Source organism: Amycolatopsis japonica (assembly GCF_000732925.1).
Lineage (GTDB): Bacteria > Actinomycetota > Actinomycetes > Mycobacteriales > Pseudonocardiaceae > Amycolatopsis > Amycolatopsis japonica.
On the sequence record NZ_CP008954.1, the window covers coordinates 47,497 to 67,335 of the forward strand.

Genomic DNA, 19,839 nt, shown 5'->3' on the forward strand with positions numbered 1-19,839 from the left:
GACGGCGCCGCCTCAGTGCGACCGGCACACCCGACGCGATCACCTGGGCGACCAGGCCGACCTCGCGGGGTGCGTGGGACCTCGCTGGAGGACGACCTGATGACCCGCCACAACCACCGTCGCCGCCGCGACGTCCGGCAATACATGACCGACCACGGCGTGACGTACACCGAGGCACTACGAGCGATCGACGCTGCCGACGACCGCAAGAGCACCGCCACCGCGAACCCGTTCCGGCCCCGTCCCGTCGACCAGGGCGGCCCGGAGATGCCCGCGGTCGTCACCCTCGACAACGACGTCAACCCCATCTGCGGGCACTACCTGGGCAACCTGTGCACCGGCTGCGGCGTGTGCACCACCTGCGACGGCTGCTACTGCGCCGAACTACGGCAGGAGGCCGAGCTGGACGCGTACTTCCGCGAGGTCGAGCGTGAGCACGCCGAGCATTGGCAGGAGCCCGGCGAGGACTGCCCCACCTGTGAAAGCGATCGGAAACGGTCGAAGGACTTCACCGAGTGCCCGAAGTGCGGCAAGGCGTTGCAGGGGTTCTGGCATTTCCGCGAGCACTGCCCGCCCTACTGCCGGAAGGACAAGCCACACGCGCCCGGTCTGGACTGGTCGCACCTGATCGGCAAGCGGATCACCATCGACACCCACTGGCTCTACGAGGGCGACATGTCCCAGTACGCGGCCAGCTGGACCGGCACCGTCACGGGACCTTGGACGAATCCCGGCACCGGGACCGAGACCGGCATGTACGAGCTGGAGCTCGACCCGACCGTTCCGCAGCCACGGGATGACATCACCACGACCCCGTTCAACCCGCGCGAATTCACCATCACCGAGCACTGACCAGCCGCGCTGGATCGGCGAAGGACCTTTCGCGTACGATCCCGACTGCATGTTGTCCCCGCATCAGCGGGGTTGATCCCTGGCCTGCCTCATCGCTTTGCCAGCTCGGATCGTCGTCCCTGCGCAAGCGGGGTTGCCGCGCTCTCGCGGATTTCAAACACCAGGCCGATCTCGGCCCCTTCATTGCCCCTGTGGAGGAACAACATGCCCACGATCTACGCGGACGTCTCCCGCTGGCGGAAAGGCGCTCGCGACGACGTGGCACGCGCCGCGCACAACGCCGAGACAACGTCGTGGCGGCGGTCGCTGCGCGAAGCGACGTTCGATCCCGAGGACCACGAAGTCCTGTTCGAGCAGCTGCGCGCCGGCCTCCGGCTGTCGGAAGCCGCGGCCGTCGTCGGCCAGACGACGCACGCGGTCTACGGCAGGGCCCGGTGGGATGCGGAGTTCAGCGAAAAGCTGGAGCGGGTCCTTGCGGAGACCTGTCCCGCCGAGATCTGCGGTACAGCCAAGGGCGCGCGGCAGGGCGGGCATTGCGCGTCCTGCCGCGCCGCTCACCGCGGTCGTAGCGTGGGCTGAGCGTGGGTCGAGCGTGGGTCGGTCTGCTCGCGCTCAACGTCGACCATCCACCACACTTGACCAATGGCTGACGAACAGCAGGAGTGCACGGGAGATTTGTCTTGCTCCGCTACCGAAGAACATGACGCCGAGTGCCGTGGGTGGCGCCAGGAGCAACGAGCGCAAGCACACGAGGACTGGGAAACCAAGAACGCGCTTGTCCACGAGTTCGACTACTGACGTCCCGCAGTGACGCCCTCGGGGAGCTTGAGGCCGCGCTTCGCCAAGTGGTAGCCGATCCACTCGTGCTGATCGGGCCCGAAGACGCCCAAGCGGATCAGCTCGGTATCGATCCACGCGTACAGCAGCAGGGCCGCGTCGCGTATGGCGGAGTCGGGACCGTCGAGGGCTTCCACGATCGGGTGCTTCGGATCCAAGGTCAGGTTTTTCGCCGCGTGATCGATGGCATGTCGGACGTCTGTGTCCGTGAGCGGTTTCTGCTTGGAGCCAGGCAAAATCGTCCGGGGGTGCATGGTCATCAGCAGCCGGGTCAGGTTGAAGCGCGGGATCACGATCCGTGCCTCGATAGCCTGGAACTTGTCGCTGTCGATCTCGCTGTCGCGGCGCGCGTACTTCGGCATACCGCCACTCCAGCACGAAACAGCGGTGGGGAATGTCCACGTCTGGACATTCCCCACTGATTCCCTCGAACAGAGGATCAGCCGAGCCAGGTGACGTCGAGGACGTCGACGCGGTCCTGGTCGTCAAGCACCAGATAGGTCACGCAGCCCCGGCCTTCCGCGAAGTCCAGCTGGCGCATCGGCCCATCGGGCTTGGCGATGTTGTACGGCGGCGCGCTCCACGGAACCAGCTCGAGGAAGTCGTACACCTCGACGAAGTCGTCCAGGACGTCGTCCGGGAGCTTGCGGATCTGGTCGAGGACACGCGGATCCGTCACGATGCGGTACGCCACAGGAGAAGGGGTCCTACCGGCCGAGGAAGGCCCGCACCTGGGCGGGCGATACGGCGCCAGCCGGCGGTTCTCCGGTCCGCATGGTGCGCGCGGCCTGCTGGAGCATGGCGCGGTGCGCGGCCGGGTCGACGAGCGTCTGCTGCGCGATCCGACGCCAGTTCTCCAGCGTCTCGAAGATGAGGCCCGGGTTCCGGGTCTGCTTTGCCACATCCAGCGCCCGCTGGAAAGCAGCGCCGAACTCATCGCGCTCCTCCGGCAGGAGGGCATCCCGGATCGCCCAGGGCGATTCCAGCCCGCTGGGCTCCGGGTGCTCGGGGTGGTGCGCGGCCGCAGTCACGTGTTCACCATAGCCCGCCCGCGGTCGAACTGGGATCGTTGCTGCATGGTGGGGCTGGAAGACCTGACGCCGGGACGTCGCGAATACCTTCAGTGGTTCCACGGGCGGCACTCCGGCGCGGAACGCGAAGATCTCGACCGCATGATCCGTGAGGCTGTTCATCGCCGCTGCTCGGTCCCCTTGGAGGCCATCGAGCTGCTGTCTCCGCCCTTGAGCACGACGGGAACCGGGCCGATCGCCGTCATCCGGAGGCGGTTGATCGCCACGTATGGTTCGACCTGCATGACGTGTCCGATGCGCGGTGAACGCGTCGACCACGATCATCGAACCGGTTTCGTACGGGGGTTCCTGTGCAACTGGTGCAACGGCCGGGTGGATCACTGCCTTCACGTGGATGGGTGCGCCTACGCGCGCTACCTCACCGCGCCTCCGGCGGCCGCCTTGAAGATCCGTTACCCGAACCGCGGGCGGCGGCCGCGACCTCCGGCCCTGAATGCGGACGAACGGCGCGCGCTACGAGCCGAGATCGCCGCTCAGGAGGAGTCTTCGGGGTAGAAGCGCCGCTAGCGTGCGCTTTCCCAGGCCCGAAGAAGCTCGGCGCCTTCGGGATCGTCGATGAACATCAGCGTCAGCTGGTCGAGCATGAGCCTGAACATGTCCGGCCCGTACCCCTTGAAGTCCTGGTGGCGGATCACCCCGTTGATCGCCCAAGCGAGCAGGAGGGCGCTGTAGGGGCCGATCTCGGTGTCGAACCGCTCCCCCGCCCTCTCCTGCCGAAGAAGGTCGGTCAGCTCGTCGTCCGATGGAACTGGCGGCTGGTCGCCTTTCTGGGTGGCGTACCAGGTGATGGCCGGGATCATCGCCTGGCTCCACGGGCCGAGCTGGAGGATCCGCCGCTCCCCTGCCTCGTCGCGTTCCCGGAGGCTGCGCAGGTACGCGTCTTGGGCTTCGGTGATCACGATGGGCCTCGTTTCCCCGCGTCCAGCGGCTGCCCGGGTCCGAGCATGATCTTCCGGAATTGGTCGACGGCGCTGTACTCGAGCTGCGCGTAGCCCAGCTCTTCGGCGAGGCCGGCGAAGTCTTCGCGCGCGATGAAGGCGTGGCAGTGGTCGCAGGCGACCCAGCCGGTACCGGTCAGAATCCCTGCGTCGACCGGGACGTCGATACCGCCGAAGTTCATGGTGACGGTGGACTTCACCGGGTAGTACCAGCGCGGCGGCCGCTGTTCCTTCGAGCGTTCGCAGAAGTCGCACATCTGGCTCAAGCCGGTGGCGGGAACGTCGGCCGAAAGCCCCAGCGCGGCAAGGAGTTCCGCCTCGGTGCGAGCAGGTTGGGGCGCGGGTCGAATGTTCCCCAGCGGGTGCGGGAAGTCACGATCACCGGTCATCGTGCGTCTCCGAGGACTTCTTGGCTGGCCGGGCTTCGTTCTCGCGGTCCATCATCGCGTACAGGTCGCGCTTGACCTCGTCGATGCCCGTCTTCAACGCGGTGATCTTCTTCAATACCGCGACGCGATCGTGTCCGGCGTCGACCGAGTACGGGCCGGGCGGCCGCCAGTCGGAGTTGAGTTGGTCCCGGGCGTCACCGAGGCGTCCCCGCGCGCCGGTCAGTTCCTCCAGCGCCTTGCCCATCATGTGGTCCCAGGTGGGCAGCCTGTTCGGGTCGTTTCTCGCCTGCTGGCTGCTGGTCATCGCCCCTGCTCCTCCGTCGCTGGCGCGGCTTCGGCGCGCACCCAAACCTCGATCGGTCGTGTGCTGTCCCCCGACGGGTAGATGGTGCTCTTCATAACCTTGCCCGGTCGAGGCAGCTCGCCGAACCATGAGGCGCTCTCGCCGCGGCTGAACTTCAACGGGACGACAGGTTTGTAGTCGTTGCCGAAGCGACGCAGCTGCACTTCAACGGCCTCCTGCCCGGTGACGTCGGCCTCGGTGAGCGCCATCCAGTACCGCACCACGATCCCGGGCGGGGTGACCGCTTCCGGGTTTCCGACCAGAGGCGAGCGGGTTCCGCCGAGGATGTTGTAGTACCGCTTCGTGAGGGCTGGGCGGCTGTAGCCGTACACGTCCTTCGCCAGGGCGGTGAGCGACTGGCCCCGGTCTAGGGCGCCTTCGATAAAACGGATCTCGGCGGCGTCCAGATCCTCGCGCAGGTTGACGAGCAGGCGAAGGCCTCTGTGGAGGTCTTCGGTGGTCACGTTGTCCGGACGTTCCAGGCCGGCGCGATCGGCGGCGACGGCGCCCTGAAGGACGTCGAGGGTCTCGATGTCGGAGCCGTATCCGATGTGCCGTTTTTCGATGTTGAGGCGTTGAAGTTGTTGGCCGAACTCATGTCGTTCGAGGACGTCGAGGGGATACAGCATCCGGCAACCGTAGGTTGCCGGATGCTGGCCCGGCAACCTACGGTTGCCGATTCGCTGATGGTTCACCCGATCGGCCATGACCGTGACGGGTATGGCCGATCGATCTACGCGGCCCGGCGTTCGACCTTGTCGAGCTGTGCGTGGAGGCCAGCGTCCTTGTCGGCCAGGTAGGCAGAAAGCTTGTCGTAGTCGTCGGCCGGTAGCCAGCCTTGCCGCAGCCCGGCGGTCAGCATCGAGAACATCATGACCTGGTCCAGAATCTCCGGCGAGAATCGCGCCTGCATCAGCTCGCCGAACGCCTTCATGGTGCTCTCATCGCCAGCCTCGATCGCGAACAGCTGGTGCCGGAACAGGGCCAGGGCGAGCACGAACTCCCGATCCTGGTCGCCTTCGGCGGCGATGTGGTCCACGATCTTCAGCACTGGCCCCATGTCACCGGTCTCCCGGGCGGTCTTCACGGCCGCCTCCAGCGCATGACCTTGCCGGACTTCATAGACGTCGGGGAGTTCAAGCGGCTTGTCCACGGGGACCACTCTTTCGCAATCGGAGGTGCGGGGGCCAGCTGACGCCCTGATGTGCGGCGTCCTTGCCCCCGGATGGACTATCACCCGCTCCAACGTGCATTATCGAACGCGTGTTCGACGATGGCGAGTCTCCGGGATGGGTGCGCGGTGCCGTGCGCCCGAAGGAGCCGCCGGAGGACGTCGAGGTCGACATGTCCCAGGTGCTCCCGGCTCAACGCCTCCGCTGGGGCAAGGAAACCCCGATCTGGTGCCGGGCGTACGGCGTCGGCGGCGGCCGTGTCCGCGGGCTGCTCCAGGCGTGGGTCATGTCGTCCACCGGGGACTGGTGGGCACTGGTCGACCTGACGCTCGTATCGAGCAACGGGAGGACGACGCTCCCCGTGCGGCAGCTGGTGCACAAGAACGCGGTCCGGCCAGCGGGTGAGGCGTAGCGTCCGTTCCGGCCTGCCCGTGCGGACCAGCACTACGCACGGTCAGGCCGGCGACCGCTTACCGATGAAAGAGATCTCGCGGGCCTCTATTGATCTGGATCGCGATTTCGGCGACCTCAGCCGCTCCGGCGGCGTCGAACGGCGCGAACACACCCTTATCCCGCACGGAACCACCGATTCGGGCCCGATCGTGGATGTACAGGTACCAGCCGATATCGGCGGAGAGCGACACGGCGAGCTGGCCGTCCCCGTTGGTGCCCCAGGCCGGAGTGGTCTCGACGCGCGGCAGCAGAACCGACAGCTGCCCCTCCGGCTGCACGCCGTAGAGCTCGCGTTCCGCCAGCGTTCGCGCGACGTGGCCGAGGAGCGCTTCCGCGGCTGCCGCTGTTTTCGGCGCCTGCTTGCCCTGCCCGACGTGGATGGCGTCGACGCAGGCACCGGCCAGGTCGGTGACGTAGTCCCACGTGGCGGGGCTGATGCCGTGCTCGGCGCCGGTGTGCTGGAGGGCGGTGAGGAGCTTCGCGGCCTGGACAAGCTTGCTCGGGGCGTAGTAGCCCTGGCGGGACTTCGCGGCTTCGGTGACTCGTTTGACGGCGGCCGTCACCGAGGAGAGGTCTTCAGGCATCGGGTTCCTTCCACGCGTTGCGGCAGGCAAGGCGTCGGCATCGGAGCCGCGGTTCGACGTCGCGGGCGGGGATGGCGCCGTTCTCGTCGAGCAGGGCGCCGGAGCAGACGGCGCTCATCGAGACCGCCCCGGTGCTCATGGGCTGGCCGGTTCGGAAGGGCTTGCCGACGTGGGCGAAGTGGTACCGCTTCGTCGTGCGAACGTCGGGCCGGTCGTAGCTGGAGGCGTCGCGGGTGGCTGCCCATTGGCGGCTGGACACGGCCTACTCCTCGTCGGGTAACCGGTGTCCGACCTGGCCCAGCTTGTTGAATGCTTCGTCGAAGGCGACCGCCACGTGGGTGGAACGAAGCACGGCGCTGTTGAGGTCTTCGGCGGCCGCGTGCGTGTGGGTGTTGGCGTCGCCTTCGGTGGCGTAGAGCGTGGGGTCTTCGTCCGTCATGCGCACGAGTCGACGGGCCAGGAGCTCCGCGGGCTGGGCCATGCGGCTGGAGATCAGTTTCAGCCGATAGGCCGCCTCCTGAATGTCCTGGACGTGCGGGAGGGCTCCGGCGCTGTCGTTGATCAGGGCGTGGTTGACGAACCGGAGCAGCTCGGCGGCGGTGTCGAGCGCGGAGGCGACGCGGTCCTTGCTGTAGTCCGGATGCGGCCAGTACTTGGCGATCAGTTCGTCCGCTACTGGGTGTTCGTGTTCGGGCATGGCGGGGTCCTCCGTGGGCTACGGCTGGTCGGGGGCGGAGATTCCGAGGGCCTTCTCGCCGGCCTCGATGATGGCGCGGCGGCGTGCGATGGCGGTGCGGGCGGCAGGGGTGGCGCCGCCGCTCATCTGCTCGGGCCGTTCCCAGAACATCACCTGCTCGGGCAACGTCTCGGGGTCCTCGGCCCATGCGGGGCCGCCTACGACACCGGTGTGGACGAGGCGGCCGTCGATGGCGGCGTACGTCGCTTCGCCGTCGTAGAGCGGCAGGACGCCGGTCCAGGTGCCGCGCTGTTTCGCGATCTTCTCCAGCTGGCCGCCGATCTCGTCGAACTGCCGGGCGAGGGCCCGCACGGCTGCGGCGCGCTGCTCGGTGCTCATCTTCGACCACTGCTCATCGTGCAGCTTCTCGCCGATCGCGAGGACGTCGGCGAGCGTGTCCTGCGCGTTCCGCTTCGGCTTGGTGTCGTCGTTGGGGCTGGTCACCGGGGCATCCTCCCAGAGCCGGAGGCCGTGCTCGTTTGGGCGAGCCGCACCCAGTCGCAGGCGGGAAGGTCGTGCTCGGCGGTGTCGGTGGAGATCTCGACGACGCCTTCGGCCGCGGCTGGGGTGGCGTGCAGGACCCGCTCCCCCGTGCCGTAGCGCGGGCCTGATGCGGCTTCGAGGATGACTTCGCCGACCTTGACGTCGGTGGCGGGTACCCAGTGGCCGGGCATCCTGGCGGCGCGGAGCGTGAGCCTGCGGGCGAGGCTTGCCCGTCGACGTCGACGGGCGCGGGCGGTGCGCTGGTCGAGCCACGCGAGCAGGCGGGCGTACAGGCCCCGGTCCAGGACGGGATTGTGGCGGGGCCGGTCGAGCAATGTCGTCACGTCCGCGCCTCCACCCGCTTCTGGTGGTCGACCAACATGCGGCTGAGGGTCTGCTTGCTGACGCCGAGGTCGGCGGCCACGGGACCGAGGGAACCGCCCGCTTCAGCGACCCAGCCCTTCACCATGACGGCGCGGGCGTTCGCGATCGCGATACGGGCGGCCTTCTCGACCTCCATGAGCGCGGCGAAGTCTTCGTGTTTCGGGTTGGCCGGGTCGAATGGGACCTGGTCGGTGAGCTTGAGCGCGCGGATGAGGGCGGCGGCGGTGCGGAGTTCAGGCTGCGTCGGCATGACGGCAGCTTCCACCATCTCCTCCAGCTCATCAACACGCGGGTTGACATGGGGGGCGAAGGTGGTCATCGTGCGACCGCCTGACGGGCGCGGCGGCGGCCGCCGAAGAACCGGCGAAGCTGGATGCCCCGGTGGTGCTGGTCTTCGCTGCGGGCGATGAGCTCGAGGAGGCATTCTCCGGCGGTGTGGACGTCTCCCGCGGCTGTGCCTTCGCGGAACGGGTCGACGTCGAGCGCGGCCGCGAGGTCGGCGAGGCTGTCGAGTCGGCCGGGCGCGGTGCCGAGGGTGCCGCTGGCGAAGCTGGCGAGGTCGAGCAGGCGCGGGTGCCACGGCTCGTTGGTGGTGACGTTGTCGTCCCAGTTCGGCCGGAGGTAGGGCGGGACGAGCTTGTACTGGAGGGCGAGGAGCCGGGCGACGCGGGCGACGTCGACGGCGGCGAGGGTGTTGGCGTACAGGTGGGATTCGAGCCGGATGAGTTCGCGGTGGTTGAGGTCCTGGTCCTGGTCGCCGAGGCCGCGTTCGACGTAGCGGAGGGCGCGGAGCGCGTCGGGGTCGCCGAAGTCGGTGACGTACTGGACGTTGTGCTTGACGAGGAAGTCGCCGGAGTCGCCGGTGGCGAGGTTCCACCACGCGATTTCGACGGGGGCGTGGCCGAGGCGATTGAACTCGTCGCCGGAGGTTTTGACGTCGACCACGACGATGGCGCGGTCTCGGGCGGTGGGCATTGCGGGCCTCCTGGTGGGTGGCTGCGGGGCCTGCCGGCTGCGGCGGGCCGTGAAGTCGGTTGGGGATGGTGCACCCCGGTCCCGCCACGCAGGGGCGTGCAGGACCGGGGGTGTGCGAGCTGGTCAGCGCGGCTCGGCGAGTTCGTTGAGTCGGCGCTGGGCTGCGGCCTCGTGAAGGGTGATCGCGACGTACGCGTAGGTGTCGGCGGCGTTGTCGTGCATGTCCTGGTGGACGTGGCCGAGGGCGATCATGCGGCCGTCGTCGCCTCTGCCGGTCGGGGCGAAGAACGACAGGTACACGTCGAAGGTCCCCATCGAGAGGTACGTGTTCGTGTCGTCCTGGACGTAGAGAATGTCGTCGGCGTGCTCGTTCGCGTGGCGGGTGAAGCCGTGTGGCGTGAGCAGGGCGGTGAGTTCGGCATCGGTCTGCGCGCGCCTGGCGATCTGCCTGCGGATCTCGTCGATGCTCTGGTTCTTGCTCATGCCACGTCCTGCTGGGCGTCGAGCGTCGTGAAGTAGGCGACGGCGAGGCGGGCGATGAGCACGATCCCGTCGACGTCGCGGTGCTGGGCGGGGGCTCCGACCGGTTCGTATCCGACGCGGATGGTGTGGCAGACGGTGCGCGGGCCGACCTTGGCGTCCGGACGGTCGAAGTAGCTGAGCCTGACGCCGGTGAGGCCGATGGAGAAGTAGGTCTTGGTGGCGGGGTGGTCGATGTAGCGCACTTCGTTGTCGTCTTCGCGGGGGACGTCGACGAACCCGATGGGGGCGAGTTCGGCGGCGATGCGGTCGGCGATCTTGTCGAGGTGGGCGAGTCTGGTGGGCACGCTGTTGGGGTGCATGGGGTTTCTCCCGGTTCGGGGTGGCTGGCGGGCTCGGGCGCGGGTGGTCAGCGCGGCGGCAGCCCGAAGAGCTTGCGTTGTTCTTGGCAGTGGACGTACTGGATGGCGTCGCGGACGGCGTCGACGACGCTGCCGGGGCGGCGCCATCCGGCGGGGTTCGGGTTGGCCATGAAGCGGCGGAACAGGCGGCTCGCTTCGGCGGCGGCGGCCTCGTCAGCGAAGTGGACGCGGATGCCGTGACCGTGCTCGATGATGACGCGGATGCCGACGGTGTCGTTGCTGGCGATGCTGTCGGACCAGGGGGGCGTCTCGTACTTCCACCGCTTGCCGAGGAGTACGGGAATGATGGCGTCTCGGGCTTCGGCGAACGGTTCGTCGTGCAGGAATGCGACGGCTGTTTTGGCGCTCAAGGAATCCTCCGTGCAATTGCGTTGCTGACTCATAGAACGCTACTCGCATTGGCGAGCCGTGTCAACACGCACGTTGACGACCGACTGAGGGGATTGCCGGGCGACGGCGCGCATGGGCCGCCGCCCGGCGAGTTCGATCAGGTCCAGTCCCACCAGGACCGAACAGTCTTGGGAGTCGCCTCGTAGCACTCCTCGACGACGCCGTCGAAGTCCACCTTGGGGTCATCGAGCCGGGTCAGGATGGCGTTGACGACCAGGTCCAGCAGGTCACTGTCCCTGTCGGTGAGCGTAAGTTCCTCGTCGACGAGATCCCGGCCGCCGTGGACGGCCTTCTCGATCCGCTTCCGCGTGAAGCGCCGAGTGTCCGCGCTGGCGGTCACCACTCGCTGCCGTTCGCGTGACGCTCGGCGCCTTCGATGCCGCGCTGGGTGACCTCGTGCTGGATCGCGGCGTCGACCCAGCGGCCGAACATCTTCGCGTCGGCCATGTCCCTGCGGATATTGGCGGATGCGGAGTCGGTCCGCTCGTCGCCCTCCTGGGCGCTACTGCCCTTCATGATGCCTCCTTGGTTGCGTTGCTGACACCAAGAACATTAGTCGCATTAGTGGCGGTTGTCAACACGCGTATTGATAGACAACGTGGCCGTCGGCGAGGCAGCTACGCGGCGCCTGCGGATCCGCTCCCGCTCCCCCGCCGTCACGCCGCCCCACGTTCCGTACCGCTCATCTGCGGCGACCGAGGACGCGAAGCACTCGACGCGAACCGCGCAGCCGAGGCAGACACGGCGGGCCTCGCGATGCGCGCGGGAGACGTCGCCCTGCTCGGGGAAGAACACGTCCGGGCCGGTTTCGGCGCACGCGGCGTCAAGGCGCCAGTCCTCGTCGACCAGGCGGGCGAGCGAGGGGGTGAGCGCGGCGAGCTCGGCGCGCAGGATCTCGTCGCGGCTCGGCGCGGCGGGCGGGCTGGTCACGGTGTCCCCCTTGGACGGTCGGGTGTGCGGGGCGCGGTGGCGTCCGGATGGGATCAGGTGGGCCCGCCACCCCGAAGCAGCCCTGGAGCGTGACGTGCCTCCTTGTGCCCTACGATTCGGGCACGGGATGACGGTCAAGGCCATCAGCTGGGTATCTAGCTGGGTCGAGATGAAGAGAAGTTCCGCACTGAGCTGTACCCCCAGCTCAGCGCACTCGGGCGGAGTCGGTGATACGGCTCCGCCCGATCCTTATCCAGGAGAATCGCGCGATCCCGGTCCTGCTTCCCCGCTGGCGGGTCTTCCGCGGCTGCGGGATGGAGGCCGGCGGCCGCGGCTGGGTGGCGTCCTCGGCGAAACAGGACCGGCCCCGCTGGCGGGCGGGGCCGGTCGAGCGGGTCAGGGGCGCGTGTCGATGTTGACGATGTGCAGGTTGGCGGCGTCGCCGTAGTTGCCGTGCATGAACAGGCGGGACCAGCCCTTGGTGTCGACGGGGTCCGTGCCGATCAGGGCGTCGAGGTTGAGCGGCGTCTCGTCGTCCTCCTCGGGGTGGCCGAGGAACGCGGCGAGCTGCCACAACTTGACGTAGTCGCCGACGGCGTCGCCGTAGCTGTCGCAGGTGATCTCCACGCCGATCACCTCGTCGTAGGCGCAGCGGCGGGTTTTGCCTTCGCTGGTCACGGTGATGTGGGTGACGCGCTCTTCTTCGGCCCAGGTGTAGCGCTTCGCCGTGTACTTGGGGGTGTTCGGGTGCTGGGTGGCGACGAATTCGTGCAGGTCGGCGAGGTCCCAGGCGGGCACGTAGAGCGTGTTGCCCTTGGGGCCGAAGTCGCCGGTGACCTTCCAGAGGTCGGAGTACTGGTTGGGGTCGACGTCGCGTTTGCTGATCTCGGCGTACATGGCGGGGTCCTTCCGGGGCCTGCTGGCCCGCTGGCGGGTCTTCGTGGGGTATCCGGGGTGAACGCGCGGCCCCGCGCTCAGCGGGGCCACACGGCGATTCAGCGCTTGATGCGCACGATGCGGACGGTGGCGCGCGGGTCGAGGTCGAGCGCCTGGAACAGGGAGCCCCACGGCTGGCCGTTGTCGAGGCTGAGGCCGGTGAGTTCGGCGAGGTTGATGAACGGCATCCCGTTGCTGGTGCGGCCGGTCAGGGCGGCGAGCCTCCACGCGGGAACGGCCTCGATGCGCTCGGTGTCGTTGACGATGTAGGTGACGGTGAGTTCGTCGCGCCACTTGATCACGTCGGCTTCGGCGCCGAGTTCGGTGCCGCTGATGACGAGGACTTCGCCGATGGACTGCTCTTCGCGGGCGGTGAGTTGCCGGGCGATGGCGACGGTTGCCTTGGGGTGGTTGAAGAGAATCGCGTCGTAGACGTTGTGCGAGTAGTCGTGCGAGATGTACGTCTCGAAGCTCCCGTCTCCGAGGTCGCCGGTGACGTGCCACATCGGCGCCATCTGGGTTTCGTCGGTGCGGTAGACGATGGTGAGCGTGAGTTTGCACGTGGGCCGGGTGATGGTGTTGGTGCGCAGTTCGGTAGCCACGGTGTGGTCCTTCCGGTTCTGGTTGGCCGCTGGCGCGTCTTCGCTGCCGGGCGGGGTGGTCGGTGTCGGCCTGCCGGCTGGCGGCGGCTGTGGCCGGGCAGGGGCGCCGGGGGATGGCGGCGCCCCTGCCCGGGGTCATCCGGCGTTGGCGGCCGGTTCGGGCTGCTCGGCCGACAGGGTGTCGACGAGCTGCGCGGTCAGGTGGTCGACGAGGGCACTCGGCCATGCGTGGCGCCATGCCTGCGGGCCCTTGAGGGTGCGGCCTTCGCGGTAGCCGTAGCTGCGGAGTCCGGTGTCGATGGCGTCGCGGATCTGGTCGGGGTTCACGGCTGGCCCTTCCGGGTCGCGTCGAGTTCGAGCAGGTCGTTGGCGTAGTCGATGAGGGACGTCGGGCAGCTGGGGAACCGCTTGAGCAGGAAGACGACGGCCTCGTCGAAGTAGATCTGCACCAGCTGGTCGAGCAGTTCGTGGTGCTCGTCCTGTTCGGCGCGGGTGAGCGCGGCGAGCGGGTGGCCTTCGGTGGGGCGTCCGGCCTTGGTGTTGAGTTCGGCGAGTCGGGCGACGTCGGGCCGGGCGGGGATGGTCAGCACTGGCCACCGCACACGAACAGGCCGGGGGTGCCGCGCCACTCGTAGCCGCCGAGGTTGGCGACCAGGACCCCGGCGTTGCCGGGCGCGTCGTAGACGGTGACGAGGCTGGTGATGGCGTTGATGACGCCGGTGCGGATCTCGTCGAAGAGGACGCCGATCGGGCCGAGGGGGTGGGCGGTGAGGGCCGTGAAGGTGTCGGGGCCGCTGGCGAGGTAGGTGATGGTGGCGAGTGCCGCTGTCACCGCGAGTGCGGCGATGGCGGGTAGTGCGTGCTTTCGCATGGGGTTTCCTCCGTGCTTGCGTTGCTGACATGTAGAACACTACCAGCAATGCCCGCGCCCGTCAATACGCATGTTGACGGGCGCGGGTGGCGCTCAGCACCAGCAAGCGCCGGACGCGGCAGGAATCTGGAAGCAGACGCCGCAGCGGGTGGCGACAACGCGAGCGTGCTCGGCCTTCGCCTTCGCCTCGGCGTTACGAGCACGGGTCGCGACACCCCGCCGCGCGGCGGCGGCCTGGCGGGCGAAGTGGGCGCCCATCTCGCCGACGATGGTTCGCATCGTGTCAGCACTCCCGATGGCCGCGACGGCGTCGCCGGTGTTCATGCCCAAGACCTGGACGGCAGTGCGCGACGGGCGGAATGCGGCGGGGATCTCGGTGCGGTTCACGGTGCCTCCTGAGTGCTTCAGCGTTGCTGACACGAAGAACACTAATGGAAGTAGTCCAGCCTGTCAATGCGCGTGTTGACAGTTGTGTCCAGACGGGCAATGTCGGCACGTCCCTCTAAGAAGGCCCATTCGCCCCGAGACGCCACGAACGGCGGCCACCGAGAATCCACTCTCGACGGCCAGCCGGACGCGGCTCACGGCATCATGCGGCGCGATCGACCACCAGCGGGTGATCCGGCCTCTCGGCAGTCCACACGGCGGCCACGATGCACTCGGCGGTCGCGCGGGCATCCTCAAGCGGCGTGTCCATCACGCGGGCGAGTTGGCGCACCTGGTAGATGCCGCAGTGCGGGTTGGACACGGTCACCACTCCGATGCCGAGGTCGGGGTGGATGCCGTAGGCGATGAAGTAGTCGAAGACCCTCACGCACCCGGCCGCCGATGTCCATTCGGGCTGCTCCCACGGGATGAAGTCGGCGAATTCCATCGGGAGTTCGGTGATGTCGGTCAGGGTGTTGACCATTGCGGGTTCCCTTCATCGTGCGTTGCTGACATGTAGAACCCTAGTTGCATGATGAACCGTTGTCAACATGCGTGTTGACGGCGGTTGCCACGGTGCCCGCCGCGCGGATGGCTCGACGGACACCGTGGTGTCAGCTGGCGTGGGGTCAGAAGGTCAGCAGCTCCCGCAGCTCGGGGAAGCCTCCGCGCTCCGGAGCTCCGGCCGCCTGGCGGGCACCCTGGAGCACCTGGCCCGCCTTCCGGATGGTGGCGCGCGGGATGGGGGTGTTCGCCTCGGCGGCCTCGGCGGAGGTCGCGGTGATCAGGAGCGCGGCCACGATCAGGGCGGCCACGTCCGCGACGCTGTCCCCGTGCACCCGGAACGAACAGGTGCCGGTCTTCGGCTCGTGGATGACGACGAGCGGGACATCCCCGCTGGGCGGAGCCGGGTTGCAGGCGACCAGGGTGCTCCCGACGCGGGCGACCAGGTAGCTCACGTCTCCGATACCGGAGGTGGCCCACCGTGCCAGCTGGCCGCCCTCGACGAGCAGCCCGTCGACGTTGAGCAGCGTGGTCGGGGCCTGCGCCTCCCGGGCGCGGCGCTCGATCTGGGCAACGGCCTCCTCCACGTCGTCGAACGCGTTGAGGCATTCGGGCACGTATTCCTGGCTGTCGCTCTCCCAGTTGTGGGCGAAGGCGAGGTAGACCGTGCGGTCCTCCCCTGCGGGGATGACGTAGATCTCGCCGATGGTGTCGCCCTCGTCGTCGATGTAGGTGGAGTGGCCGACGTTGGCGGTGGCGATCCTGGTGCGCATGGTGTTCCTTTCGGGGCCTGGTGGCCCGCTGCGAGGTCTTGGGATGGGGAGGCGGGGGAAGCCCGCGGCCGCCGGCCTGGTCCGGCTCGGCGGCCGCAGGGCGGGTCAGAGGGTGACTTCGTCGGGGAGCGCTTCGTCCTCGGTTTCCCAGGTGTCGAAGGCCTCGCGATAGAGGTCCTCGCCGAGCGCGTGGCGCGCGATGATCAGGCCCTTGGTGTAGTCGTGCTCCTGGACCAGGACGTGCATCCAGGCGACGGCCGTGCCCACGGGGTCCTCCGCGAGGTGCAGGGCGGCGAGGATGGCCGAGGCGATGGGGCGGACGTCGCACTCCCCTTCGGAAACGCGGTGGATCTCCGGCGAGTGGCCCATTCGCCCGACCAGGATGTGATGCCCGACGGCTTCGTAGCCGACGACCCAGGTTGTGAAGGTCGTGTAGCGGAAGGTCTTGAGGTCGCGGGTTTCCATTGTCCACGCGGAGCTGCGGAAGATGTGGCGCATCAGGTCCGGGTGGAGTTCGTTGATCTTGGGCAGCCTCACGGGCTTCCCCTTTCGGTTCGTGGCGGGTGCGGGGGTCAGTCGGAGAAGCAGCCGCAGGGCGGGCTGTCGCTGTAGACCTCGCGCTCGATCTCCCAGCGGGTGTAGGCGGACCGGTAGAGCTCGTCGACGCCGAGGGCGGCACGGGCGCGGGCGGCGCCTTCTTCGTGGCCGTGCTCGTCGATGAGGTAGTGCATCCAGAGGGTGGCGGTGGCGACGGGGGCCTCCGCGAGGAGCAGCGCGGTGATGATGGCGCCGACGATCTGGCGGGCGTGGCCGGTGGTCCCGCCGGAGGCCTTGAAGATCTCCGGCGCGGCGCCGGGCTGCTGGAGCCAGACTTCGTCGCCTCGCATGGCGTAGCCGACCACCCAGCCGGACACCACGGTCACGAAGAGCGGGATGCCCATGTATTCGCGGCTCAGGAAGTGGGTCTTGTGGCGGGTGTAGTCGCAGAGGTCGGGGTCGAGGCGGGGGATCTTGGGCAGTGTCACGGGTTCCTCACTCGGTTTGCGTTGCTGACGTAAAGAACACTATTGGAACACCCGACAGTTGTCAACACGCGTATTGACGGGTTCTGGTGGGCCGCTGGGCGACCTGGCGGCGCGGCAGGCCCGGAGGCCGGCGGCCGCGGCTCAGGTCGCCCAGCGGGCGATCAGGCGGCGGTGGGCGCGGTCGGCTTGCGTTCGCGCAGGAAGCCGATCGCGTGGCCCGACGTCCCCAGGGCGGGCTCGTCGGCCCATCTCCCCCAGTACGTGGCGCCTTCTTTTGCCTGGTAGTGGTACATGTTCACGTGATGGGTGACCGGTGTGCCGGGCGCCTCCAGGTCCTTGTGTCCGGTGACCACAACGGCCGGAATCTCGCCGATGGCGTAGTAGGGACTGCCGACCGTCTGGTCCAGGCCGTCGTGAGTGAACGGCTCGCGGTGGTTGATCGTGACGATCCGGAGGGGATAGACGCCGGGCTCGATGCGACGCGACTGCCAGTAGGCCGCGTACTGGTAGGAGCGATCATCGACGATCGCGGGACGTTCGATCACGAGGTCTAACGTGGGGAGATCGGTGCGAGGGGTCATGTTCATGGTCACTTGTCCCTGGTTTCGAGGTCGATGCCGAGCGGCATGGACACGAGTTGAGTGCAGGCGTCGCAGTAGAAGGCGACGTGCTGAAACTCGGGGCTCTCGCCGACGACGAGGACGCGGCCTTCGGCTACGCGGACGTCGTTCTCCCGCGTGCAGTCGTCGACCTCCTTGATCGCATCGAGCGTCGCGCAGCTGGAGTACGGGCACGCGATGTTGCCCAGGTCGAGGTCGACCACGGCTACGGGCGGCATGAACGGGATGACGGTGAACGCGGACTGCCGGGCGTATTCGTCGAAGACCTGCTTCTGCACCTCGGGCCGGAAGGCGGCCTTGGCGGCGGCTTCGGCGGCCGCGTGGCCGAGGTTCTGCGTCCAGCTGCGATACAGGGACACGGTGAAGGTGAGTGCGCGTTCGGTGAGCACGGTGCTGGTGTCCTTTCGGGACGCGGGTGGGGCTGGCCCGGCTCCGGGCGGGGAGCCGGGCCCGGATGGTCAGGCGGCGACGGCTTCGCCGTAGTCGCGGTCGACGTTCTTGGCGAGCTCGATGTCACGGGCGCGGCCGAGCATGTGCGCCATGTACTCGCGCCACGTGATCCGGCCGTTGGCGTAGAACCACGCCTTGAGTTCCGGGGACGCGTGCTTGCGGATGCGGGAGGCGGGGCCGCAGAACAGTTCGCGCGGATTGACCTTGCCCACGGACTCCTTGACCAGCATGTGGCCCCGGCAGGCCTTCTCGGCCTCCGCGTAGCGCCGATCGGCGTCTTCGGTGAACATGCGGTCAACGGTCTGTTCGAGGCTTTCGCCGGGCAGGCGGTTCTCGCGGACCAGGGCGGCGCGCTCCTGCTGGGCGAGCTGCTCGGGGTCCAGGCCATACGCCTCGGCGTAGGCGTCCCGGTATTCCCAGCCCGCCGAGACGAGTTCGGCGATGCGCTGCTCGATCTGTTCGCGGCGCTCGATCTCGGCGATGAGCGCGGCCACGACGTCTTCCGTCTTCGCCTTGGCCAGCCGGTCGGTGAGCTGGTCGTCGGTGAGCTTGGTGTAGTCGCGCGCCTTGGTCATTTCCGGTCCCTCGAAACTCGGTTTGCGTTGCTGACATGAAGAACACTACCTACACCACCGCCTGGTGTCAACACGCATATTGACGCGAGTTGGATTCGGTCCTGTTCCGCGGCTGGCCGGCCTTCGGGCGTCCGGGGTGGAATGACCGGCCGGGCGGGGTCAGCTCCCGCTCCGGCCGGTCAGGGCCGGTCAGAACAGGGCGAGGGCTTCGGCCGGTGCGGTCGCGGTGAATCCGAAGCCGGTTTCGGGGGTGCCCTCGGTGAGCGCGAACCCGAACAGGCCGCCGTCGGTGGCGGGCACCAACTCCGGCGCGGTCCCCAGCTCGGCGGCGGACACGATGACCTCTTCGACGACGGGCGCGACGTCCGGGTCGATCGACTCATCCTCGGCGCCGGGCTCCCCCGGGGGGAACATCGGCACGGTGGGAATGGTGTAGCCGCGCTTCTCGGCCTCCTGCAGTGCGACGGCGTACGCCGGGGCGTAGAGGGGTTCCGGGCGCTCCTCATCCAGCGCGGCGAACTCTTCGGCGGTGAGGTAGCCGTGGAACTGGCCGTAGGCGGTGGTGATCGCGGCAGGCCAGGCTTGGAAGAGGATGCCGACGACCTTTTCGGACTCGACGACCAGGACCGCGCCATCCTCGATGGCGTCGTTGCACTGCGAGGCGTCGTAGGCCTCGCGGGTGGTCGCGAACTCCCACACCTTCGGCGCGTCGTCGGCAGCCTCGGTCGCAGTATCGACTACGACGGTGGCGACAAGCTCGACAACGGCGTCCTGGGCGACGACACGACTGATGAAGGTGCCCCACGGCTCGCCATCGCGCTCGACCGTCCAATCGCGACCGTCGCGGGTCAGGTAGAACTCTCCGGCCTCGGTCTGCGCGGTGTAGTTCCAGTTGTCGTCGCGGATGAATTCGACGGTGGCGGTGGCGTTCATCGTGACTCCTTGACCCGATTGCGTTGCTGACACGAAGAACGCTACACGTGGGATTGTGGCGTGTCAACACGCGCATTGACGTGAATTCTCTGGCGCCCTGCGTGGCCGAGGCCCGGCCTTCCGCGGCTGAGGTGTGATGGGTCCGGCAACGACCCGAAGGCCGGCGAGCGGGCCATCAGGGCGCCGCCCTCGCCACAACGGGGCGAGGGCGGCGCGTTCTCATCTGATCTCGGGCCTGAGGCCGGTGATTCCGGCCGTGATCCCGGCGTCGAACCTGGCCTTGACGTCCGCGAGTTCGTGGAGGCGGCGGATGGGTGAGCGCACCTCGACGTGCTCGTAGGCGGCGTTGAGCAGCTGGTACCACCGGTAGACCAGCTCGTAGATGCCGTCCAGGGCGTCACTGTCGAGGTGGCTGCACGCCGCGCGGATGGTGATCCACCGCCTGGCGCGATGGTGGCCCAGCCCCTCAAACAGGTTGTGGGCGATCACCTCGCGCTCGGCGTCCAGACTGGCCTGGTCGGCGGGCACGGTGATCTGGGGTACCGGGAGACAACCGTCTTCGGGGTGGACGCGGGTGATCAGGTCGTTCAGGGCGGCGGCTGCGTCGGTGAGCGCGGTGCGGGCTTCGGCGGCACGTTTGGTCTTCATGGCTGGTCCGTTCTCGT

Annotated in this window: 41 protein-coding genes; 4 read left to right on the forward strand and 37 right to left on the reverse strand. The window is 68.2% G+C overall.

Annotated features, from left to right (window positions below):
- Positions 1-99: 99 nt before the first annotated feature.
- The gene (locus AJAP_RS42005) at positions 100-852 is read left to right on the forward strand and encodes a hypothetical protein (protein WP_148311774.1); all 753 of its coding nucleotides are present in this window, start codon (positions 100-102) and stop codon (positions 850-852) included.
- Between the two features lie 204 nt (positions 853-1,056).
- Positions 1,057-1,431 carry a hypothetical protein gene (locus AJAP_RS42010; RefSeq protein ID WP_051972904.1) on the forward strand — a complete coding sequence of 125 codons (375 nt, stop codon included), beginning with the start codon at positions 1,057-1,059 and terminating at the stop codon, positions 1,429-1,431.
- A gap of 212 nt (positions 1,432-1,643) precedes the next feature.
- Here AJAP_RS42010 and AJAP_RS42015 read toward each other — a convergent pair whose 3' ends face one another.
- From AJAP_RS42015 to AJAP_RS45175, 4 genes are all read right to left on the reverse strand, one after another.
- Positions 1,644-2,051, reverse strand: coding sequence for a hypothetical protein (locus AJAP_RS42015; RefSeq protein ID WP_040133671.1), 408 nt, complete (start codon positions 2,049-2,051; stop codon positions 1,644-1,646).
- Between the two features lie 77 nt (positions 2,052-2,128).
- Positions 2,129-2,368, reverse strand: a complete 240-nt coding sequence (locus AJAP_RS42020) for a hypothetical protein (RefSeq protein ID WP_228695044.1) — start codon at positions 2,366-2,368, stop codon at positions 2,129-2,131.
- 28 nt (positions 2,369-2,396) lie between these two features.
- The gene (locus tag AJAP_RS42025) at positions 2,397-2,882 is read right to left on the reverse strand and encodes a DUF6247 family protein (protein WP_228695045.1); all 486 of its coding nucleotides are present in this window, start codon (positions 2,880-2,882) and stop codon (positions 2,397-2,399) included.
- Positions 2,879-3,004: a hypothetical protein gene (locus AJAP_RS45175; RefSeq protein ID WP_267284168.1), complete on the reverse strand. Its 126-nt coding sequence runs from the start codon at positions 3,002-3,004 to the stop codon at positions 2,879-2,881. The genes AJAP_RS42025 and AJAP_RS45175 overlap by 4 nt, the downstream gene beginning before the upstream one ends.
- Positions 3,005-3,014: 10 nt before the next feature.
- Between AJAP_RS45175 and AJAP_RS45410 the strand changes: the two genes are divergently transcribed.
- A complete protein-coding gene (locus AJAP_RS45410) occupies positions 3,015-3,275 on the forward strand; it encodes an endonuclease domain-containing protein (RefSeq protein WP_407639414.1) in 261 nt (86 codons plus the stop codon).
- Positions 3,276-3,283: 8 nt separating this feature from the next.
- Here AJAP_RS45410 and AJAP_RS42035 read toward each other — a convergent pair whose 3' ends face one another.
- From AJAP_RS42035 to AJAP_RS42055, 5 genes are read right to left on the reverse strand one after another with little or no spacing between them, the layout of a single operon-like run.
- Entirely contained in the window at positions 3,284-3,679 is a 396-nt protein-coding gene (locus tag AJAP_RS42035) for a hypothetical protein (RefSeq protein WP_040133675.1), read from the reverse strand.
- Entirely contained in the window at positions 3,676-4,107 is a 432-nt protein-coding gene (locus AJAP_RS42040; protein ID WP_040133676.1) for a hypothetical protein, read from the reverse strand. The genes AJAP_RS42035 and AJAP_RS42040 overlap by 4 nt, the downstream gene beginning before the upstream one ends.
- Positions 4,097-4,411, reverse strand: coding sequence for a hypothetical protein (locus tag AJAP_RS42695; protein ID WP_051972905.1), 315 nt, complete (start codon positions 4,409-4,411; stop codon positions 4,097-4,099). Before AJAP_RS42695 ends, AJAP_RS42040 begins: the two co-directional genes overlap by 11 nt.
- Complete coding sequence (locus AJAP_RS42050; protein WP_148311776.1) at positions 4,408-5,157, reverse strand: hypothetical protein; 750 nt, start codon at positions 5,155-5,157, stop codon at positions 4,408-4,410. The genes AJAP_RS42695 and AJAP_RS42050 overlap by 4 nt, the downstream gene beginning before the upstream one ends.
- 26 nt (positions 5,158-5,183) lie before the next feature.
- Positions 5,184-5,603: a hypothetical protein gene (locus tag AJAP_RS42055; RefSeq protein WP_040133678.1), complete on the reverse strand. Its 420-nt coding sequence runs from the start codon at positions 5,601-5,603 to the stop codon at positions 5,184-5,186.
- A gap of 110 nt (positions 5,604-5,713) precedes the next feature.
- Between AJAP_RS42055 and AJAP_RS42060 the strand changes: the two genes are divergently transcribed.
- Positions 5,714-6,034, forward strand: coding sequence for a hypothetical protein (locus AJAP_RS42060; protein ID WP_040133679.1), 321 nt, complete (start codon positions 5,714-5,716; stop codon positions 6,032-6,034).
- A gap of 58 nt (positions 6,035-6,092) precedes the next feature.
- On the opposite strand, the gene AJAP_RS42065 is transcribed toward AJAP_RS42060, so the two are convergent.
- From AJAP_RS42065 to AJAP_RS42200, 28 genes are all read right to left on the reverse strand, one after another.
- Positions 6,093-6,659 (reverse strand): hypothetical protein, encoded by a 567-nt coding sequence (locus tag AJAP_RS42065; protein WP_040133680.1) that lies wholly within the window; start codon positions 6,657-6,659, stop codon positions 6,093-6,095.
- Positions 6,652-6,918, reverse strand: coding sequence for a hypothetical protein (locus AJAP_RS42070; protein ID WP_040133681.1), 267 nt, complete (start codon positions 6,916-6,918; stop codon positions 6,652-6,654). The genes AJAP_RS42065 and AJAP_RS42070 overlap by 8 nt, the downstream gene beginning before the upstream one ends.
- 3 nt (positions 6,919-6,921) lie before the next feature.
- On the reverse strand, positions 6,922-7,356 hold the full coding sequence (locus AJAP_RS42075; protein WP_040133682.1) for a hypothetical protein: 435 nt from the start codon (positions 7,354-7,356) through the stop codon (positions 6,922-6,924).
- Positions 7,357-7,374: 18 nt separating this feature from the next.
- Complete coding sequence (locus AJAP_RS42080) at positions 7,375-7,839, reverse strand: hypothetical protein (RefSeq protein ID WP_040133683.1); 465 nt, start codon at positions 7,837-7,839, stop codon at positions 7,375-7,377.
- Positions 7,836-8,222: a hypothetical protein gene (locus tag AJAP_RS42085; protein WP_040133684.1), complete on the reverse strand. Its 387-nt coding sequence runs from the start codon at positions 8,220-8,222 to the stop codon at positions 7,836-7,838. Before AJAP_RS42085 ends, AJAP_RS42080 begins: the two co-directional genes overlap by 4 nt.
- Positions 8,219-8,581 (reverse strand): hypothetical protein, encoded by a 363-nt coding sequence (locus AJAP_RS42090; RefSeq protein ID WP_148311777.1) that lies wholly within the window; start codon positions 8,579-8,581, stop codon positions 8,219-8,221. The genes AJAP_RS42085 and AJAP_RS42090 overlap by 4 nt, the downstream gene beginning before the upstream one ends.
- A complete protein-coding gene (locus AJAP_RS42700) occupies positions 8,578-9,237 on the reverse strand; it encodes a hypothetical protein (RefSeq protein ID WP_051972906.1) in 660 nt (219 codons plus the stop codon). Before AJAP_RS42700 ends, AJAP_RS42090 begins: the two co-directional genes overlap by 4 nt.
- A 123-nt stretch (positions 9,238-9,360) precedes the next feature.
- On the reverse strand, positions 9,361-9,720 hold the full coding sequence (locus tag AJAP_RS42100) for a hypothetical protein (protein WP_040133686.1): 360 nt from the start codon (positions 9,718-9,720) through the stop codon (positions 9,361-9,363).
- Positions 9,717-10,079, reverse strand: coding sequence for a hypothetical protein (locus tag AJAP_RS42105; protein WP_040133687.1), 363 nt, complete (start codon positions 10,077-10,079; stop codon positions 9,717-9,719). The genes AJAP_RS42100 and AJAP_RS42105 overlap by 4 nt, the downstream gene beginning before the upstream one ends.
- Before the next feature lie 47 nt (positions 10,080-10,126).
- A complete protein-coding gene (locus AJAP_RS42110) occupies positions 10,127-10,489 on the reverse strand; it encodes a hypothetical protein (RefSeq protein WP_040133688.1) in 363 nt (120 codons plus the stop codon).
- 137 nt (positions 10,490-10,626) lie between these two features.
- A complete protein-coding gene (locus tag AJAP_RS42115) occupies positions 10,627-10,869 on the reverse strand; it encodes a hypothetical protein (RefSeq protein ID WP_148311778.1) in 243 nt (80 codons plus the stop codon).
- Complete coding sequence (locus AJAP_RS42120; RefSeq protein ID WP_040133690.1) at positions 10,866-11,045, reverse strand: hypothetical protein; 180 nt, start codon at positions 11,043-11,045, stop codon at positions 10,866-10,868. Before AJAP_RS42120 ends, AJAP_RS42115 begins: the two co-directional genes overlap by 4 nt.
- A 45-nt stretch (positions 11,046-11,090) precedes the next feature.
- A complete protein-coding gene (locus AJAP_RS42125; protein ID WP_063777868.1) occupies positions 11,091-11,459 on the reverse strand; it encodes a WhiB family transcriptional regulator in 369 nt (122 codons plus the stop codon).
- A gap of 396 nt (positions 11,460-11,855) precedes the next feature.
- Positions 11,856-12,356 (reverse strand): hypothetical protein, encoded by a 501-nt coding sequence (locus tag AJAP_RS42130; RefSeq protein WP_040133691.1) that lies wholly within the window; start codon positions 12,354-12,356, stop codon positions 11,856-11,858.
- Between the two features lie 98 nt (positions 12,357-12,454).
- Positions 12,455-12,997: a hypothetical protein gene (locus AJAP_RS42135; protein WP_040133692.1), complete on the reverse strand. Its 543-nt coding sequence runs from the start codon at positions 12,995-12,997 to the stop codon at positions 12,455-12,457.
- Between the two features lie 135 nt (positions 12,998-13,132).
- Positions 13,133-13,324: a hypothetical protein gene (locus tag AJAP_RS42140; RefSeq protein ID WP_040133693.1), complete on the reverse strand. Its 192-nt coding sequence runs from the start codon at positions 13,322-13,324 to the stop codon at positions 13,133-13,135.
- Positions 13,321-13,587, reverse strand: coding sequence for a hypothetical protein (locus AJAP_RS44240; protein WP_040133694.1), 267 nt, complete (start codon positions 13,585-13,587; stop codon positions 13,321-13,323). Before AJAP_RS44240 ends, AJAP_RS42140 begins: the two co-directional genes overlap by 4 nt.
- Entirely contained in the window at positions 13,581-13,868 is a 288-nt protein-coding gene (locus AJAP_RS42150; RefSeq protein ID WP_040133695.1) for a hypothetical protein, read from the reverse strand. The genes AJAP_RS44240 and AJAP_RS42150 overlap by 7 nt, the downstream gene beginning before the upstream one ends.
- A gap of 93 nt (positions 13,869-13,961) precedes the next feature.
- On the reverse strand, positions 13,962-14,255 hold the full coding sequence (locus AJAP_RS42155) for a hypothetical protein (RefSeq protein ID WP_040133696.1): 294 nt from the start codon (positions 14,253-14,255) through the stop codon (positions 13,962-13,964).
- A gap of 202 nt (positions 14,256-14,457) precedes the next feature.
- Positions 14,458-14,778, reverse strand: coding sequence for a hypothetical protein (locus tag AJAP_RS42160; RefSeq protein ID WP_040133697.1), 321 nt, complete (start codon positions 14,776-14,778; stop codon positions 14,458-14,460).
- Positions 14,779-14,923: 145 nt separating this feature from the next.
- Positions 14,924-15,571, reverse strand: a complete 648-nt coding sequence (locus AJAP_RS42165; protein WP_040133698.1) for a hypothetical protein — start codon at positions 15,569-15,571, stop codon at positions 14,924-14,926.
- A gap of 105 nt (positions 15,572-15,676) precedes the next feature.
- The gene (locus AJAP_RS42170; RefSeq protein ID WP_040133699.1) at positions 15,677-16,108 is read right to left on the reverse strand and encodes a hypothetical protein; all 432 of its coding nucleotides are present in this window, start codon (positions 16,106-16,108) and stop codon (positions 15,677-15,679) included.
- A 35-nt stretch (positions 16,109-16,143) separates the two neighbouring features.
- Positions 16,144-16,596 carry a hypothetical protein gene (locus AJAP_RS42175; RefSeq protein WP_040133700.1) on the reverse strand — a complete coding sequence of 151 codons (453 nt, stop codon included), beginning with the start codon at positions 16,594-16,596 and terminating at the stop codon, positions 16,144-16,146.
- A 161-nt stretch (positions 16,597-16,757) separates the two neighbouring features.
- Positions 16,758-17,141 carry a hypothetical protein gene (locus AJAP_RS42180; protein WP_148311779.1) on the reverse strand — a complete coding sequence of 128 codons (384 nt, stop codon included), beginning with the start codon at positions 17,139-17,141 and terminating at the stop codon, positions 16,758-16,760.
- A gap of 44 nt (positions 17,142-17,185) precedes the next feature.
- Positions 17,186-17,605, reverse strand: a complete 420-nt coding sequence (locus tag AJAP_RS42185; protein WP_040133702.1) for a hypothetical protein — start codon at positions 17,603-17,605, stop codon at positions 17,186-17,188.
- A 69-nt stretch (positions 17,606-17,674) separates the two neighbouring features.
- The gene (locus AJAP_RS42190) at positions 17,675-18,241 is read right to left on the reverse strand and encodes a hypothetical protein (protein ID WP_040133703.1); all 567 of its coding nucleotides are present in this window, start codon (positions 18,239-18,241) and stop codon (positions 17,675-17,677) included.
- 189 nt (positions 18,242-18,430) lie between these two features.
- On the reverse strand, positions 18,431-19,174 hold the full coding sequence (locus AJAP_RS42705) for a hypothetical protein (protein WP_051972907.1): 744 nt from the start codon (positions 19,172-19,174) through the stop codon (positions 18,431-18,433).
- Positions 19,175-19,393: 219 nt separating this feature from the next.
- Positions 19,394-19,822 carry a hypothetical protein gene (locus AJAP_RS42200; RefSeq protein WP_040133704.1) on the reverse strand — a complete coding sequence of 143 codons (429 nt, stop codon included), beginning with the start codon at positions 19,820-19,822 and terminating at the stop codon, positions 19,394-19,396.
- Between the last annotated feature and the right edge of the window lie 17 nt (positions 19,823-19,839).

Excerpts from the sequence above, each read along its gene's own strand:
- AJAP_RS42015 (WP_040133671.1), bottom strand. The coding sequence starts at position 2,051 with ATGCCGAAGTACGCGCGCCGCGACAGCGAGATCGACAGCGACAAGTTC.
- AJAP_RS42050 (WP_148311776.1), bottom strand. The coding sequence starts at position 5,157 with ATGGCCGATCGGGTGAACCATCAGCGAATCGGCAACCGTAGGTTGCCG.
- AJAP_RS42005 (WP_148311774.1), top strand. The coding sequence starts at position 100 with ATGACCCGCCACAACCACCGTCGCCGCCGCGACGTCCGGCAATACATG.
- AJAP_RS42040 (WP_040133676.1), bottom strand. The coding sequence starts at position 4,107 with ATGACCGGTGATCGTGACTTCCCGCACCCGCTGGGGAACATTCGACCC.
- AJAP_RS42165 (WP_040133698.1), bottom strand. The coding sequence starts at position 15,571 with ATGCGCACCAGGATCGCCACCGCCAACGTCGGCCACTCCACCTACATC.
- AJAP_RS42190 (WP_040133703.1), bottom strand. The coding sequence starts at position 18,241 with ATGACCAAGGCGCGCGACTACACCAAGCTCACCGACGACCAGCTCACC.
- AJAP_RS45175 (WP_267284168.1), bottom strand. The coding sequence starts at position 3,004 with ATGCAGGTCGAACCATACGTGGCGATCAACCGCCTCCGGATGACGGCG.
- AJAP_RS42700 (WP_051972906.1), bottom strand. The coding sequence starts at position 9,237 with ATGCCCACCGCCCGAGACCGCGCCATCGTCGTGGTCGACGTCAAAACC.
- AJAP_RS42025 (WP_228695045.1), bottom strand. The coding sequence starts at position 2,882 with ATGAACAGCCTCACGGATCATGCGGTCGAGATCTTCGCGTTCCGCGCC.
- AJAP_RS42160 (WP_040133697.1), bottom strand. The coding sequence starts at position 14,778 with ATGGTCAACACCCTGACCGACATCACCGAACTCCCGATGGAATTCGCC.
- AJAP_RS42120 (WP_040133690.1), bottom strand. The coding sequence starts at position 11,045 with ATGAAGGGCAGTAGCGCCCAGGAGGGCGACGAGCGGACCGACTCCGCA.
- AJAP_RS42010 (WP_051972904.1), top strand. The coding sequence starts at position 1,057 with ATGCCCACGATCTACGCGGACGTCTCCCGCTGGCGGAAAGGCGCTCGC.
- AJAP_RS42065 (WP_040133680.1), bottom strand. The coding sequence starts at position 6,659 with ATGCCTGAAGACCTCTCCTCGGTGACGGCCGCCGTCAAACGAGTCACC.
- AJAP_RS42705 (WP_051972907.1), bottom strand. The coding sequence starts at position 19,174 with ATGAACGCCACCGCCACCGTCGAATTCATCCGCGACGACAACTGGAAC.
- AJAP_RS42200 (WP_040133704.1), bottom strand. The coding sequence starts at position 19,822 with ATGAAGACCAAACGTGCCGCCGAAGCCCGCACCGCGCTCACCGACGCA.
- AJAP_RS42130 (WP_040133691.1), bottom strand. The coding sequence starts at position 12,356 with ATGTACGCCGAGATCAGCAAACGCGACGTCGACCCCAACCAGTACTCC.
- AJAP_RS42090 (WP_148311777.1), bottom strand. The coding sequence starts at position 8,581 with ATGACCACCTTCGCCCCCCATGTCAACCCGCGTGTTGATGAGCTGGAG.
- AJAP_RS42075 (WP_040133682.1), bottom strand. The coding sequence starts at position 7,356 with ATGCCCGAACACGAACACCCAGTAGCGGACGAACTGATCGCCAAGTAC.
- AJAP_RS42100 (WP_040133686.1), bottom strand. The coding sequence starts at position 9,720 with ATGAGCAAGAACCAGAGCATCGACGAGATCCGCAGGCAGATCGCCAGG.
- AJAP_RS42150 (WP_040133695.1), bottom strand. The coding sequence starts at position 13,868 with ATGCGAAAGCACGCACTACCCGCCATCGCCGCACTCGCGGTGACAGCG.
- AJAP_RS42105 (WP_040133687.1), bottom strand. The coding sequence starts at position 10,079 with ATGCACCCCAACAGCGTGCCCACCAGACTCGCCCACCTCGACAAGATC.
- AJAP_RS45410 (WP_407639414.1), top strand. The coding sequence starts at position 3,015 with ATGCGCGGTGAACGCGTCGACCACGATCATCGAACCGGTTTCGTACGG.
- AJAP_RS42695 (WP_051972905.1), bottom strand. The coding sequence starts at position 4,411 with ATGACCAGCAGCCAGCAGGCGAGAAACGACCCGAACAGGCTGCCCACC.